The sequence below is a fragment of the Mycobacterium sp. OTB74 genome, from assembly GCF_029892685.1.
GTDB lineage: Bacteria > Actinomycetota > Actinomycetes > Mycobacteriales > Mycobacteriaceae > Mycobacterium.
The window spans coordinates 104,148-117,907 of sequence record NZ_JARXVD010000015.1 but is presented as its reverse complement, the minus strand read 5'-3'; the positions used below and the strand labels follow the sequence as shown (position 1 = coordinate 117,907).

Here is a 13,760-nt window from a genome sequence, read left to right as displayed (position 1 = left end):
ATGTGCTATGCCATCGTCGTTTCAGCACATAAGCGAAGTCGCCGAAGCGTTAACAATCAGCTTGAATCTTGGCGCCCAAGCGACGCGGGCACACGAAGGAGCAGCCACCATGTCGAACGTCGGTCAGCCACGTACCGCCGCTGAGATTCAGCAGGACTGGGACACCAACCCCCGCTGGAAGGGCATCACCCGCGACTACACCGCCGCTCAGGTTGAGGAGCTGCAGGGCAGCGTCGTCGAGGAGAACACCCTTGCGCGTCGTGGCGCCGAGATCCTCTGGGACGCCGTCAACAAGGGCGACGACTCGTACATCAACGCCCTGGGCGCCCTGACCGGCAACATGGCCGTGCAGCAGGTCCGCGCCGGCCTGAAGGCCATCTACCTGTCGGGTTGGCAGGTCGCCGGTGACGCGAACCTGTCCGGCCACACCTACCCGGACCAGAGCCTGTACCCGGCGAACTCGGTGCCGGCCGTCGTCCGTCGAATCAACAACGCGCTGCTGCGTGCCGACGAGATCGCCCGCGTCGAGGGCGACAAGAGCGTCGACAACTGGCTGGTGCCGATCGTCGCCGACGGCGAGGCCGGCTTCGGTGGCGCGCTGAACGTCTACGAGCTGCAGAAGGCGATGATCGCCGCTGGTGCCGCGGGTACCCACTGGGAAGACCAGCTGGCTTCGGAGAAGAAGTGCGGCCACCTCGGTGGCAAGGTGCTGATCCCGACCCAGCAGCACATCCGCACCCTGACCTCGGCCCGTCTGGCCGCTGACGTCGCGAACACCCCGACCGTCGTCATCGCCCGCACCGACGCCGAGGCCGCCACCCTGATCACCTCGGACGTCGACGACCGCGACAAGCCGTTCGTGACCGGCGATCGCACCTCCGAGGGCTTCTACAACGTCCAGAAGGGCATCGAGCCCTGCATCGCGCGTGCCAAGGCCTACGCCCCGTACGCCGACCTGATCTGGATGGAAACCGGTGTGCCGGACCTGGAGGTCGCCCGTAAGTTCGCCGAGGCCGTCAAGAGCGAGTTCCCGGACCAGCTGCTGGCCTACAACTGCAGCCCGTCCTTCAACTGGAAGCAGCACCTGGACGACGCGACCATCGCGAAGTTCCAGAAGGAGCTGGGTGCCATGGGCTTCAAGTTCCAGTTCATCACCCTGGCCGGCTTCCACGCGCTGAACTACTCGATGTTCGACCTGGCCTACGGCTACGCCCGCGAGGGCATGACCGCCTACGTCGACCTTCAGGAGCGCGAGTTCGCGTCTGAGGCCCGTGGCTACACCGCCACCAAGCACCAGCGCGAGGTCGGTGCCGGCTACTTCGACAAGATCGCCACCACCGTGGACCCGAACACCTCGACCGCAGCTCTGAAGGGCTCGACCGAAGAGGGCCAGTTCCACTGAGCTTGCGAAGTGGAACCGATAGGCCGGAGCCACTAAGCAGTACGGCTTGACACGACAGGCCCCGCTCAGAATTCTTGGGCGGGGCCTGTCGCATATCTTCAGATGCGACGAGACGATCCGAGAGGACAAGGGTGAGCAACGCAATCGAACGAGTTGGGGTCATCGGGGCCGGGCAGATGGGCGGCGGCATCGCCGAGGTCTGTATCAAGTCGGGCGCACAGGTCCTGGCGTTCGAGCCGACCGAGCAACTGACCACCGCCGGTCGTGAGCGGATCACCAAGTCTCTGGACAACGCGGTCAAGAAGGGCAAGCTGACCGAGGCTGACCGCGACGCGGCCCTGGCCCGGCTGAGCTTCACCACCGATCTGAAAGACATGGCCGACCGCCAGCTGGTCATCGAGGCCATCGTCGAGGACGTCAACGTCAAGGCCAAGGTGTTCTCCCAACTCGACGAGATCATCACGGACCCCGACGCGGTGCTGGCGTCGAACACCTCGTCCATCCCGATCATGCGGATCGCCGCGGCCACCAAGAACCCGCAGCGGGTGCTGGGTCTTCATTTCTTCAACCCGGTGCCGGTGCTGCCGCTGGTCGAGCTGATCTCCTCGGTCACCACCAACCCCGAGGCCGCCGCTCGGGTCGAAGCCTTCGCCGGCCACACGCTGGGCAAAAAGGTTGTGTGCGCTTCGGACCGCTCGGGCTTCGTCGTTAACTTCCTGTTGGTGCCTTACCTGCTGGCGGCCATCCGGATGGCCGAGTCGGGTTTTGCCACCGTCGAGGACATCGACACCGCTGTGGTGGCGGGACTGTCGCACCCGATGGGCCCGCTAAAGCTCGCTGACCTGGTAGGACTCGACACGATGAAGCTGATCGCCGACTCGATGTACGACGAATACAAGGAGCCTCTTTACGCTGCCCCGCCGCTGTTGCTCCGGATGGTCGAGGCCGGGCAGTTGGGTAAGAAATCCGGCAAAGGCTTCTATAGATATTGACAGGTTCCGGATTGGAGCCTGGCCCCAAATTTCGTTAACCTTGCGAGCGGGTTGAATTTCGCTGGGCCCGTCTGGGCACGTGCGTGTTTGGCAATTTTCGCCACAGCACACCGCGGTAACGCCGCCCACGCCAGCGGAAAATAGCGCAAAGGATAGATACCGAAATGGCACAAGCCGATACTCATCTTGCCCCGTACTACGAAGAGTCGCAGTCGATTTACGACATCTCGAACGAGTTTTTCGCGCTGTGGCTGGGACCGACCATGGGCTACACCTGTGGCTACTACGAGCGCGAGGACATGAACCTCGAGGAGTCTCAGAACGCCAAGTTCGACCTGGCGCTGGGCAAGCTGGACCTGAAGCCCGGTATGACCCTGCTCGATATCGGTTGTGGCTGGGGTGGTGCGCTGGAGCGCGCCATCACCAAATTCGACGTGAATGTCATCGGCATCACGCTGAGCAAGGAGCAGTCCGAGTACGCCCGTGAGCGGCTTGCCAAGATCGACACCAACCGCAGCATCGAGATTCGGATGCAGGGCTGGGAAGAGTTCAACCAGCCGGTCGACCGCATCGTTTCGATTGGCGCCTTCGAAGCCTTCAAGGCTGAGCGGTACCCGATCTTCTTCGAGCGCGCCTACAGCATCCTGCCCGCCGGCGGCCGGATGCTGCTGCACACCATCCTGGCGCACACCCAGCAGTTCTTCCGTGAGAACGGCATCAAGCTCACCATCAGCGACCTGAAGTTCATGAAGTTCATCGGCGAAGAGATCTTCCCCGGTGGGCAGCTGCCGGCCGTCGAGGACATCGAACAGCTCGCTGCCGGATCGGGCTTCACCCTGGAGCGCACACACCTGCTGCGGCCGCACTACGCGCGCACGCTGGACATGTGGGCGGCCAACCTGGCGGCGGCCAAGGACGAGGCCATCGCCCTGCAGGGCCAGGAGGTCTACGACCGCTACATGAAGTACCTGACCGGTTGCGCGGACTTCTTCCGTCGCGGTATCACCAACATCGGCCAGTTCACGCTGGTCAAGTAGTTCTTCGCGGAAGCCGCCCCCGACGCCGTCGGGGGCGGCTTCCGTTTGCGCACTCAGGCCTGATCCAGCCGCTTCTTCTCCGCCTCGACATCGAAAGTGGCCGCGGGCCAAGATAATCCGAGACCCTCGAGCGCTTCGATCAGTAGCTCGGTGATGGCCAGCCGGGAATACCATTTGCGGTTGCACGGCACCACATGCCACGGTGCGTACTCGGTGGACGTGCGGTCCAACATGGCCTGATAAGCCTCTTGGTATGACGGCCACAGCAGGCGCTCGTCTATATCGGCGGGGTTGTACTTCCAGTATTTGTCCGGCCGGTCGAGTCGTTCCTGAAGTCGGCGCTTCTGCTCGTCCAGCGAGACGAACATCGCCACTTTGATCAGAGTCGTTCCGGTGTCGAGCAATTCACGTTCGAATGTGTTGATCTCGTCGTATCGGGCACCCCAGACGTTAGGTGGCACCAGGTTGTGAACCCGGACCACCAGCACATCCTCGTAGTGCGACCGGTCGAAAACCCCGATGTGTCCGGCCGGCGGAAGCGCCTTGTGAATCCGCCACAGGTAGTGGTGCGACAACTCCTCGGGAGTGGGCTTGCCGAAGCTGGTGTACCGGATGCCCTGTGGATTGCCAGCTCCTACAACATGTTTGACGATGCCGCCCTTGCCTGCAGTGTCCATGCCCTGCAGCACCAGCAGCACCGCGCGGGAGTCGCCTGACTTGCTGGACGCGTAGAGCATCTCCTGCAGTTCTGCGAATCGGGCATTGCGCTGCTCCTGTAGGTCCGGAGCGTCGGACTTATCGCCGCGGAAGCCGGGCGTGGCATCCGGATCGATATCGGTCACGCGCTTGCCGGGGCGGAACTCCAAGTGGCGATGCGGTTCATGGGTCCACAGCGATGGAAGGTCAGTGGTCACCGGATGAGTCAAGCAGGTGCCGAGGCAGTGCGGGGGAGGGATGCGGCCGAGAGTTGAAGATTGCGAGTGAACCGCCCACTTCCACGATGCCGCACAAGGCGTTCCAGGAAAGCATGGTCAGGTAGTCGATCAGTTCCTCAGCGGTCATTCGCGGGTTGGACATCCAGGAGTGGGTTGCCAGCTGGACGCCGCCGACGGTGTGGAACGCCCAGGCCTGGGCGCCGCTGGTGTCCATGCCGACTTCCGCCATACGTCGGCGGAGCATCACCGCGAGCATCCTCGCGATGATGTGCTCGGAGTCGGCGACCGCCTTGCTCTTGCTGGCCGAACTGTTGGCCATCACGAACGGGTAGATCTCGGGTTCAGCGGCCACGGTGTCGACGTACACCCGGATGATCTCCCGGGTCAGCTCGAAGCCGTCGAGGTTTGACGTGAGCGCGGAGGCCATATTGGGGATCAGCGTGGTCTGTGCGAAGCGCATCATCACCGCGGTGGTCAGATCGTTCTTGTCGACGAAGTAGCGGTAGAGGACGGTCTTCGACACGCCGATCTCAGCGGCGATCTCGTCCATGCTGACGTTGCTGCCACGGCGTCGGACGGCTTCAAGAGTGCCGTCCACCAGTTCGTTGCGGCGGTCGACTTTGTGTTTGTGCCAGCGTCGTTTGCGCCCATCGGCTTTTGCCGCGGCTGGTGCGTTCTGCTGTGCCACTGTCGCCGTCATCCGTTCCGCTAGATCAGCTTGATAATACGGGGCATCGGTCAGAGCCATGCAGGATGATGGAAGGCGTGGCACACCGACCGAGTGCGGGCGCTGGACTCAATTCGAGACCAGGCGCGCAGCGCGATTCGCGCCCGAGTTTCGCCGAATCCATCGCCGGGGCCGACGCGGCCGCGGACGACGAGCGGCGTCGTGACCTGCGCCGAATGAAGTTTGTTGCGCTAAGTTTCCTTCTCGGTGCGACGCTGATCTTCGCGCTCTGTACGTTGCTGCAGGCCCACACCGGGCCGCATCCCGCGGCGTGGATCGGCTATGTGCGTGCCGCGGCCGAGGCAGGCATGGTCGGTGGCCTGGCTGACTGGTTCGCCGTTACAGCGCTGTTCCGCCATCCGTTGGGATTGCCGATTCCGCACACCGCGATCATCAAACACAAGAAGGACCAACTGGGCGAGGGCTTGGGCACCTTCGTACGACAGAACTTCATGTCGCCCGAGGTGATCGAGACCAAGTTGCGGGACGCACAGGTTGCCGGACGGGTGGGTAAATGGCTGTCCGAGCCGACCCATGCCACCCGGGTGGCCAGCGAGGCCTCGACGGCGCTGCGGGTACTGGTGGAGATGCTGCGCGACGAGGACGTGCAGCATGTGCTGGACCGGATGATCGTCAAGCGCATCGCCGAACCGCAGTGGGGTCCGCCGATCGGCCGGGTGCTGGAGAGCCTGCTGGCCGAACGGCGGCAGGAGGCGCTGTTGCAGATGCTGGCCGACCGGGCGTTCCAGTGGTCGCTGAATGCGGGCGAGATCATCGAGCGCGTGATCGAGCGGGACTCGCCGACCTGGTCGCCGCGCTGGGTGGATCACCTGGTGGGTGACCGCATCCACCGCGAGCTGATGGACTTCACCGACAAGGTGCGGCGCAACCCCGACCATGAACTGCGCCGGTCGGCCACCAAGTTCCTGTTCGACTTCGCCGGCGATCTGCAGCACGACCCGGACACCATTGCGCGCGCCGAGCGGGTGAAGGAACAGATCATGGCGCGCGATGAGGTCGCGCGGGCTGCTGAGACGGCGTGGACTGCCGCCAAACGGATCATCCTGGAGTCCGTCGACGATCCGTCGTCGGCGCTGCGTACGCGGATCGCCGATTCAGTTGTCCGGATCGGGGAATCACTACGGGACGACGCCGATCTACGGGACAAGGTCGACGACTGGCTGATTCGTGGAGCAAAGCACCTCGTGGCGCAGTACGGGACGGAGATCACAGCGATCATCACCGAGACCATCGAGCGTTGGGATGCGGAAGAAGCGAGCCGCCGGATTGAGCTGTATGTGGGCCGTGACCTGCAGTTCATCAGGATCAACGGTACGGTTGTCGGGTCGCTGGCCGGACTGGTGATCTATTCGCTGGCGCAACTGGCTTTCTAGGTGTGCTAGCTACTGCTTGCAATAGTTAGCACCCGGTCGTACGGTGGTTTATAGCGCTTGCGGATACCAAACACGCAGCACAGACACCTCAGGAGCCGGACATGGCGCAGGATGGAGACCTCGCAGCCGTCGTGTCCAACGCCGCGCAAGACATCGGCAGCTTCATTCGTGCTCAGCGTGAAGCAGCGCAGGTCTCGGTCCGTCAATTGGCCGAGAAAGCAGGCGTCAGCAACCCTTACCTCAGCCAAATCGAACGCGGACTGCGCAAGCCTTCCGCGGACGTGCTGAACCAAATCGCCAAGGCGCTGCGGGTATCGGCCGAGGTGCTCTACGTGCGAGCCGGGATTTTGGAGCCGAGCTCAGCAGGTGAGGTGCGCGACGCAGTCATCGCCGACGAGGCGATCACCGAACGGCAGAAGCAGGTGCTGCTGGATATCTACGCCTCGTTCCGGCAGCAGAACGAGGCGCTTGCCCGCCCAGTCGAGGAGGTTGGCCCCAACGACGAGGCCGCTCCGAAAAATCCTCCTGACCAGCCCGAACTGACAGCCGCACGTGAGGAGCAGACCACAACTGACACTCACCAGCGGATCGAAGACTGATCCCTGGCCGACTGACCGCTGAAGTAATCCAGAAAGGAAACACTGAACATGGCCGAGAACACTCAGCCCACCATCGAAGACCTCAAAGCCCCGCTGCTCGCCGCCGTCGGCGCCGCAGACCTGGCCCTGGCCGCCGTCAACGAGATCGTTGCGAGCCTGCGTGAGCGTGCCGAAGAGGCCCGCAGCGACGCCAATGCGCGCGTCGAAGAGGGCCGTGCCCGCCTGACCAAGCTGCAGGAAGAGCTGCCCACCCAGGTTGAGGAACTGCGCGAGAAGCTGAGCACCGACGAGCTGCGCAAGGCCGCCGAGAGCTACGCGGAGAACGCCACCGCCACCTACAACAAGCTGGTCGAGCGTGGCGAGGCCGCCCTGGAGCGCCTGCGCAACCAGCCTGCCATCGAGAGCGCCGTCGACCGCGTCGAGAGCGTCACCGACCAGGCAGTAGAGCTGACCCAGGAAGCACTGGGCACCGTCGCTTCGCAGACCCGCGCCGTGGGTGAGCGCGCTGCCAAGCTGGTGGGCGTCGAGCTGCCGGCCAAGACCGACGCTGCGGCCAAGAAGGCTGCCCCAGCCAAGGCTGCTCCCAAGGCTCCGCCCAAGAAGGCTGCCCCGGCCAAGGCCGCTGCCAAGGCTCCGGCCAAGAAGGCCGCTCCGGCCAAGAAGGTCACCCAGAAGTAAGTAGGTTCGACGTCAAGGACGTAACCCACATAGGCTTGAGAGCGTGCAGCTTCAGGGCCTTGTGGGTTACGTCCTTTTCGTATTGCAGATCGCGGTGCTCGTCACCACGGTCTACGCGTTTGTTCATGCCTCCCTACAACGCTCGGATGCCTATACGGCGGTCGACAAGCTGACCAAGCCGGTGTGGCTGGCCATCCTCGGTGGCGCCGCCGTCCTGGGCTACTTCATCGGCCCGCCCGTCGGGGCAGCCATCGCGGCCTGCGCCGCCGGCGTCTATCTGGTCGACGTGCGGCCCAAACTTCTTGAAGTGCAAGGGAAATCGCGGTAACCCGTGTACCGCTGGTTGACTGCCGGGCTCTCGGCACTATGCATCAGCGGATTCGCCGCCGGACTAGTCACCGCGCCGCCCGCTGAGGCCCAGCCTCCGCAACCGGTTCCTCCACAACCGGTTCCGGCGCCGCCGTACATCGATCACACCCAATGGGTGACCTACGGCGGCCACAAGTCCAGCTTGCGGGTGTACCCCACGCGGGCCGGCCGCCTGGCCTCCGGGCCGATAAGTAAGCAAGGCGACGAAGCGTGGTCCGAGGTGCTGGCCGACGCCCCGGACGCCGCCACCCCTGGCATGCGCGCGCAGTTCTTGTGCCACTGGTACTTTGCCGAAGCCGCCTCACCGGGCAAGACCAGCTGGAACCTGGAGCCTTGGCGGCCCGTCGTGGACGACCAGACGATGGTGCGGACACGCTGCAACCCAGGCGATGCGGAGGAGCCCTTTTAGATGAGTTGGTCGCGCGAACAGGTGGCCGCACTGGTCGACCACACCCTGCTCAAGCCCGAAGCGACCACCGCTGACGTCGCCGCGCTCAGTCGAGAGGCAGCCGAACTCGGGGTCTGTGCGGTGTGCGTATCGCCGTCGATGCTCGGTGCGGTCGACGTGCCCGCGAAGATCTTGATCGCCACTGTCGTGGGATTCCCGTCGGGCAAGCATGTTTCGGCGATCAAAGCGGCCGAAGCGGCGCAGGCAGTCCAAGCCTGTGCGCACGAGGTCGACATGGTGATCGACGTCGGCGCGGCCGTCGCCGGTGACTTCAGCGCGGTAGGCGCCGACATCGCGGCGGTGCGGGCCGCCGTGCCCGGCGCGGTGCTGAAGGTGATCGTCGAATCGGCCGCTCTGCTGACGCTGGCGAGCCCGCAGACCCTGGTCGACGTGTGCCTGGCCGCGGCAGACGCGGGTGCTGATTTCGTGAAGACCTCCACCGGTTTCCACCCTGCCGGTGGAGCCTCGGTCGAGGCGGTGCAGATCATGGCTGCCACGGTCGGGGGCCGCGGGCTGGGCATCAAGGCCAGCGGGGGAATCCGCACTGCCGCCGACGCCGTGGCCATGCTCGATGCGGGTGCCACCCGACTCGGCCTGTCCGGGACGCGCGCGGTTCTCGACGGGCTGGGTTAGCCGCGATTTGTGCACGAACATCCGCGGTTAGCGCGGAAAATCGTGTACAAATCGCTGTCTGGCTGAAGGGTCAGAGCCCAGAGAAGCAGGCGTCCTGAGTACCCAGCGGCATGGTGGCGTTCTGGGTGGAGAACTTGGCGATCACGCCGGTATCGGTCACCTGGACGCTGTCGACGTGGATGTTCAGCGGGTAGTCCTTGGTCAACTGCGCGGCGAACGCATCCAGGGCGGGCTGGATGGACTCGTGCGGCAGCATCACGCCCAGGCCGCTCAGCTGCAGAACCTTCAACGAGACGCCACCGTCGACAACCGTCGGCTTGGCCACGATCTTGGTCAGCGGGGCCTGCAACTGGATGGTTCCCGACGACGGGTCGGTGCTGACGTCGCTGACCAGCCCGCCCAGCACGGGGACCGTGTTGGCGATGGTCTGCTTGATGCCGTCGGCCGACCAGGTGACGGTCGCGTTGAGCGCACCGATGGTGCCCGACGAGTTGGCCGTCTTGTTCAGCTTGACGTCGTCGATGGAGATTTGGGCCTTCATGCCCTTGGCGAACCGGATCTGGTTACCGGCTGTGCTCACCGAGATGTTGTCGTAATGGCCGGTGGCTACCTGCCACAGGAACGGCCGTGCCCCGAATGACACGTCGACCTTGTCCTGCACGACACACTGCACCGCCTGCGCCACCACCGAGTCACCGCGGTTGCGGGCGTACGCCTCGCCACCGATGACGCCGGCCACGGCGAGCGCCAGGGCGATGACGATGATGAGGATCAGCGACAGCGGGTCACTGAAGAAGCGCTTGATGCCGCCACCCCTGGGCTTCTTGGCCGACGGGTCGGTGGCCGGTATCTCCTGCGGTGCGGCGTGCTGCGTGGGCAGCACTGCGGTTGCCGGTGCGGCGTGGCCGGGCGGGGGCTCCGCGGATTGGGCGTAGACCGGTTGGCCTTGTTGCGCCGGTGCTGGTGTCTGTGCCGGTGTTAAAGGCAGCTCGGACTCCGCGGATGGTGCAGCTTCGTCGTTGGCCGGACGGGCCCAGGGATCAGTCACCTCCGCGATTCTGCCTTACGGGCGAAATCTGTGCGGTTGCGCAGTACTGCGATGCTGTCCCGTGCCTGGTCGACGGTGGTGAGGTCGGTGTCGACGATCAGCAGCTCGGGCGCACTGCCGGCCTGGGCGACAATGTTCCCGGTCGGGGAGGCCACCAGTGAGCCTCCGGTACCGGTCGGTCCCTGTTTGGCGAGTTCGTCGCCGGGATAGGGCTGGTCGACGGCGGCCACGATGCTGGTGGTGTCCAGCGCGCGGGCGCGGGCCAGCAACGTCCACTGGTCCAGCTTTCCCGGACCGGACGCCCACGAGGCGTGCACTGTCAGCAATTGCGCGCCGAGGCGGGCCAGCTCCAGGAACAGCTGGGGGAAACGAATGTCATAGCAGGTGCTCAGGCCCACCTTGAGACCTTCGACGTCGATCACGACCGGATCGAAACCCGGTGCGACCGTTCTTGATTCGGTGAACCCGAACGCGTCGTACAGGTGGATTTTGTGGTAGTGCGCCTCGACGCCGGGACCAGTGGCGATAAGGGTATTGGTCACCCGGCCGTCACCCGACGGGCAGAACATGCCCGCGACGACCGTGACGCCCTGACGTGCGGCGATATCGCGGACGGCGGTGGCCCACGGCCCGTCCAGCGGTTCGGCGACCGGCGCCAGTGGCACCCCGAATCGGCACATGGTGGCCTCCGGGAACAGCACCAGGCGGGCTCCGGCAGCGGCGGCGCTGGCGGTGTACTCGTCGACGAGTTTCAGGTTTGCCGACGGGTCGGTGCCGGTGTTGATCTGCACCAAGGCGATTCGCATACTCGCAGGGTAGCGCCAGCTGACCCAGGTCGCCCGTCCTCAGACTGGCGCCACGGCCGTCCATGGCACCGTCAGCACGCCGTCACGCAGGCGTCGCCGTGGTGGTGCAATCGGAAAGCCTTCGGCAACAAGTAGTTCCACCATCGCGCGCCAACGCACCCGCGGGCCGAACACCCCATGTCCGGCCGCCGTCGCCCAGGCGCGGTCGGCGGCCCGCAGTAAGTCGTGCACAGGCTGGCCTGGAACATTGTGGTGGATAAGCACTTTCGGCAACCGCTCGGCAAGATCGGAGGGTCGCTCGATGGCGAAAGGGTCGCATGCCAGGGTCAGGCTGACGGGCCCGGCGGCGTCGAGCAGTACCCAACAGCAGCGCCGCCCGAGTTCGTCGCAGGTGCCGTCGACCAGCAGGCCGCCGGGGGCCAGCCGGGACTGCATCTGCGCCCATGCCGCGGGTACGTCGGCGACGTCGTACTGCCGCAGCACATTGAAGGCCCGCACCAAAATCGGGGTGTAGCCGGCCAATTCGAACCCGCCGAGGGCGAATTCTGCGGCGTCTCCGGCCAGTTCGCGGGCCAGCCGCACCCGCTCGGGGTGAATCTCCAGGCCAACCACCCGCACATCGGGTCTGATCCGGCGTAGTCGGCCGGCCAGCTCCAGCGTCGTCACCGGCAGGGCGCCGTAGCCCAGGTCGATCACCAGGGGGTCGGCCGCGGCGGCCAATGCGGTGCGTACCTGTGGTGAATGCACCAGCCAGCGGTCGCTGCGACGGAGTCGGTTGTAGCCCGTGGTCCCACGCGTCGGCTGGCCGACCAATGTGCCCCGTGGCTGGCCGACCAATGTGCCCCGTGGCTGGCCGACCAATGTGCCCCGTGGCTGGCCGACGGGCGAGTTCATGGTCCGAGTCTAGGGCTGGTATTCGCGTGGGCGGGGACCCGCCGGAGGTCACATCCGTCACTTCAGCACCGGTCAAAGGTGCCCAACCCACATCCGGAACTCGGTATCACGTTCCGGAAGAGGGTGCTGGTGGACAGATCGGTGCTGAAGTGACGGACGTTAAAACGGTGGTGGTTCTCGCGCGGGGCGCAGGCCTTAGTGCCCGTCGGCGATCCACTTGTTGGTGAATTCCTGTTCGATCCGAATCAGATCGATGACCAGGTGCCCGATCAGCCCCTCGATCTTGCCGCCGACCAGCGGGATACGCACTTCGACGCTAGCGGTGAGATACATCCGAGCGCCGTTGTCGGACGCTTCCAGCAGGGAGGTGCCCGAGACGGTGGCAGGCGCGCCGGGAATGTGCGCATGCACCGTGCCCGTCGCCCGCCCGTCGACCAGCGGGCCCCAGTGTTCCTCGCGGACCACGCTCAGATCGCCCCGGTGGAACTGGGTGGCCACGGCGGGCAGGCCGTCGGCACGCATGGTCTGACTGGTAGCGACGTCCACGCCGCCGTGGCCGTCATCGGTTATCGAGTCCAGGGTGGCGACGCTGGCGGCGGAATCGGCCATCAAGGCCAGCCAGTAGGCCTTGTTGAAGAAGGCCCGGTGCACCTCATCGACCGTGCCGGTGTAATCGGCGACCATGTCGAAGGACCGGGGCATAGCCGCCCACGCTACCGTTAGCGGCCGTGGTCAGTTCGGATATCGGTGGCGTGACGGTCGCGCACGACGTGCCGTTGGCGCCGCTGACCACCTTCCGGGTCGGGCCCGTCGCCAAACGGCTCGTGAGGTGCGACACCACCGACAAGATCGTTGCTGCGCTGAAAGCGCTGAGTGACATCGACAATGTGCTGGTGCTGGCCGGCGGCTCCAACGTGCTGCTCGCCGACGACGCCATAGACCTGACCGTGGTGTTGCTGGCCAACACCGAGATCACAGTCCAGGGCAACCTCCTGCGCGCCGAGGCCGGCGCGCTGTGGGACGACGTCGTGGTCACCTCGTTGGCGCACGGCCTGAGTGGGCTGGAGTGCCTCTCGGGCATCCCAGGTACGGCAGGTGCGACGCCGGTGCAGAACGTCGGTGCCTACGGGGCCGAGGTCGCCGACACCATCAGCAGGGTTCGGCTCTACAACCGGCGGACCGGCGAAGACGCTTGGGTTGAGCCCGCCCAGCTGGGCTTCGGCTACCGGCACAGTGTGTTGAAGAACTCATCTGATGCGGTGGTGCTGGAGGTCGAGTTCACTTTGGACCCCGCCGGCCGCAGCGCGCCGCTGCGCTACGGCGAACTGTCTGCCAAGCTCGGCGTCAAGCCTGGCCAGCGCGCCGACCCGCTTCAGGTTCGCCAGGCCGTCCTGGAGTTGCGCGCAGGCAAGGGCATGGTGCTCGACGACGCTGACCACGACACCTGGAGCGCCGGCTCGTTCTTCACCAATCCTGTTGTCGCGCACGCGGTGTTTGCGCGTATCCAGGAAACCCACAGTGGCCCGGTGCCCAACTACCCGGCGGAGGATGGGGTCAAGCTGGCCGCCGGCTGGCTGGTCGAGCAGGCCGGATTCTGCAAGGGTTACCCCGGTGACGGTGCGCCAGCGCGGCTCTCGACCAAGCACGCACTGGCGCTGACCAACCGCGGATTTGCTACCAGCGCCGACCTGTTGGCCCTGGCCCGTGCCGTCCGGGACGGGGTCAAATCGGCCTTCGGGATCGATCTCACACCTGAGCCATGCCTAATTGGCTGTTCGCTGTAGGTATCTTCAATACA

Annotated in this window: 16 protein-coding genes; 10 read left to right on the top strand and 6 right to left on the bottom strand. The window is 65.2% G+C overall.

Annotated features, from left to right (window positions below; translation table 11 throughout):
• The first annotated feature begins 109 nt into the window (after nucleotides 1–109).
• The 3 genes from aceA (at nucleotide 110) to M2432_RS19695 (ending at nucleotide 3,431) form a co-directional block, all read left to right on the top strand.
• A complete protein-coding gene (gene aceA / locus M2432_RS19705) occupies nucleotides 110–1,402 on the top strand; it encodes an isocitrate lyase (protein WP_280828511.1) in 1,293 nt (430 codons plus the stop codon).
• A gap of 131 nt (nucleotides 1,403–1,533) precedes the next feature.
• Nucleotides 1,534–2,394, top strand: coding sequence for a 3-hydroxybutyryl-CoA dehydrogenase (locus M2432_RS19700; protein ID WP_280828510.1), 861 nt, complete (start codon nucleotides 1,534–1,536; stop codon nucleotides 2,392–2,394).
• Nucleotides 2,395–2,558: 164 nt separating this feature from the next.
• Complete coding sequence (locus tag M2432_RS19695; protein WP_280828509.1) at nucleotides 2,559–3,431, top strand: cyclopropane mycolic acid synthase family methyltransferase; 873 nt, start codon at nucleotides 2,559–2,561, stop codon at nucleotides 3,429–3,431.
• Nucleotides 3,432–3,484: 53 nt separating this feature from the next.
• Here the strand turns inward: M2432_RS19695 and M2432_RS19690 are convergent, their stop codons facing one another.
• Nucleotides 3,485–4,345 carry a polyphosphate kinase 2 family protein gene (locus tag M2432_RS19690; protein ID WP_280828508.1) on the bottom strand — a complete coding sequence of 287 codons (861 nt, stop codon included), beginning with the start codon at nucleotides 4,343–4,345 and terminating at the stop codon, nucleotides 3,485–3,487.
• Entirely contained in the window at nucleotides 4,335–5,066 is a 732-nt protein-coding gene (locus M2432_RS19685; protein WP_280828557.1) for a TetR/AcrR family transcriptional regulator, read from the bottom strand. The genes M2432_RS19690 and M2432_RS19685 overlap by 11 nt, the downstream gene beginning before the upstream one ends.
• Before the next feature lie 149 nt (nucleotides 5,067–5,215).
• On the opposite strand from M2432_RS19685, the gene M2432_RS19680 reads away from it, so the two are divergent.
• The 6 genes from M2432_RS19680 (at nucleotide 5,216) to deoC (ending at nucleotide 9,214) form a co-directional block, all read left to right on the top strand.
• Nucleotides 5,216–6,487 (top strand): DUF445 domain-containing protein, encoded by a 1,272-nt coding sequence (locus tag M2432_RS19680; protein ID WP_280828556.1) that lies wholly within the window; start codon nucleotides 5,216–5,218, stop codon nucleotides 6,485–6,487.
• 101 nt (nucleotides 6,488–6,588) lie between these two features.
• A complete protein-coding gene (locus tag M2432_RS19675; protein WP_280828507.1) occupies nucleotides 6,589–7,086 on the top strand; it encodes a helix-turn-helix transcriptional regulator in 498 nt (165 codons plus the stop codon).
• Between the two features lie 48 nt (nucleotides 7,087–7,134).
• Nucleotides 7,135–7,764: a heparin-binding hemagglutinin gene (locus M2432_RS19670; RefSeq protein WP_280828506.1), complete on the top strand. Its 630-nt coding sequence runs from the start codon at nucleotides 7,135–7,137 to the stop codon at nucleotides 7,762–7,764.
• A 43-nt stretch (nucleotides 7,765–7,807) separates the two neighbouring features.
• Nucleotides 7,808–8,092 carry a DUF2516 family protein gene (locus tag M2432_RS19665; protein ID WP_280828505.1) on the top strand — a complete coding sequence of 95 codons (285 nt, stop codon included), beginning with the start codon at nucleotides 7,808–7,810 and terminating at the stop codon, nucleotides 8,090–8,092.
• Between the two features lie 3 nt (nucleotides 8,093–8,095).
• Entirely contained in the window at nucleotides 8,096–8,542 is a 447-nt protein-coding gene (locus tag M2432_RS19660) for a DUF2599 domain-containing protein (RefSeq protein ID WP_280828504.1), read from the top strand.
• Complete coding sequence (gene deoC, locus M2432_RS19655; protein ID WP_280828503.1) at nucleotides 8,543–9,214, top strand: deoxyribose-phosphate aldolase; 672 nt, start codon at nucleotides 8,543–8,545, stop codon at nucleotides 9,212–9,214. It abuts the gene before it with no gap.
• A 70-nt stretch (nucleotides 9,215–9,284) separates the two neighbouring features.
• Here deoC and M2432_RS19650 read toward each other — a convergent pair whose 3' ends face one another.
• The 4 genes from M2432_RS19650 to M2432_RS19635 all read right to left on the bottom strand — a co-directional run bounded on the left by M2432_RS19650 (nucleotide 9,285) and on the right by M2432_RS19635 (nucleotide 12,664).
• Complete coding sequence (locus M2432_RS19650; protein ID WP_280828502.1) at nucleotides 9,285–10,262, bottom strand: DUF2993 domain-containing protein; 978 nt, start codon at nucleotides 10,260–10,262, stop codon at nucleotides 9,285–9,287.
• Complete coding sequence (locus tag M2432_RS19645) at nucleotides 10,259–11,068, bottom strand: carbon-nitrogen hydrolase family protein (RefSeq protein WP_280828501.1); 810 nt, start codon at nucleotides 11,066–11,068, stop codon at nucleotides 10,259–10,261. The genes M2432_RS19650 and M2432_RS19645 overlap by 4 nt, the downstream gene beginning before the upstream one ends.
• 39 nt (nucleotides 11,069–11,107) lie before the next feature.
• Nucleotides 11,108–11,962 carry a class I SAM-dependent methyltransferase gene (locus tag M2432_RS19640; protein ID WP_280828500.1) on the bottom strand — a complete coding sequence of 285 codons (855 nt, stop codon included), beginning with the start codon at nucleotides 11,960–11,962 and terminating at the stop codon, nucleotides 11,108–11,110.
• Between the two features lie 195 nt (nucleotides 11,963–12,157).
• Nucleotides 12,158–12,664 carry a DUF2505 domain-containing protein gene (locus M2432_RS19635; RefSeq protein WP_280828499.1) on the bottom strand — a complete coding sequence of 169 codons (507 nt, stop codon included), beginning with the start codon at nucleotides 12,662–12,664 and terminating at the stop codon, nucleotides 12,158–12,160.
• A 26-nt stretch (nucleotides 12,665–12,690) separates the two neighbouring features.
• Between M2432_RS19635 and M2432_RS19630 the strand changes: the two genes are divergently transcribed.
• Nucleotides 12,691–13,746, top strand: coding sequence for a UDP-N-acetylmuramate dehydrogenase (locus M2432_RS19630; RefSeq protein ID WP_280828498.1), 1,056 nt, complete (start codon nucleotides 12,691–12,693; stop codon nucleotides 13,744–13,746).
• Nucleotides 13,747–13,760: the final 14 nt, after the last annotated feature.

What these genes read in the sequence shown, in the direction of transcription:
- deoC (WP_280828503.1), top strand. Translation starts at nt 8,543, where the DNA reads ATGAGTTGGTCGCGCGAACAGGTGGCCGCACTGGTCGACCACACCCTG.
- M2432_RS19695 (WP_280828509.1), top strand. Translation starts at nt 2,559, where the DNA reads ATGGCACAAGCCGATACTCATCTTGCCCCGTACTACGAAGAGTCGCAG.
- M2432_RS19635 (WP_280828499.1), bottom strand. Translation starts at nt 12,664, where the DNA reads ATGCCCCGGTCCTTCGACATGGTCGCCGATTACACCGGCACGGTCGAT.
- aceA (WP_280828511.1), top strand. Translation starts at nt 110, where the DNA reads ATGTCGAACGTCGGTCAGCCACGTACCGCCGCTGAGATTCAGCAGGAC.
- M2432_RS19685 (WP_280828557.1), bottom strand. Translation starts at nt 5,066, where the DNA reads ATGACGGCGACAGTGGCACAGCAGAACGCACCAGCCGCGGCAAAAGCC.
- M2432_RS19645 (WP_280828501.1), bottom strand. Translation starts at nt 11,068, where the DNA reads ATGCGAATCGCCTTGGTGCAGATCAACACCGGCACCGACCCGTCGGCA.
- M2432_RS19675 (WP_280828507.1), top strand. Translation starts at nt 6,589, where the DNA reads ATGGCGCAGGATGGAGACCTCGCAGCCGTCGTGTCCAACGCCGCGCAA.
- M2432_RS19670 (WP_280828506.1), top strand. Translation starts at nt 7,135, where the DNA reads ATGGCCGAGAACACTCAGCCCACCATCGAAGACCTCAAAGCCCCGCTG.
- M2432_RS19640 (WP_280828500.1), bottom strand. Translation starts at nt 11,962, where the DNA reads ATGAACTCGCCCGTCGGCCAGCCACGGGGCACATTGGTCGGCCAGCCA.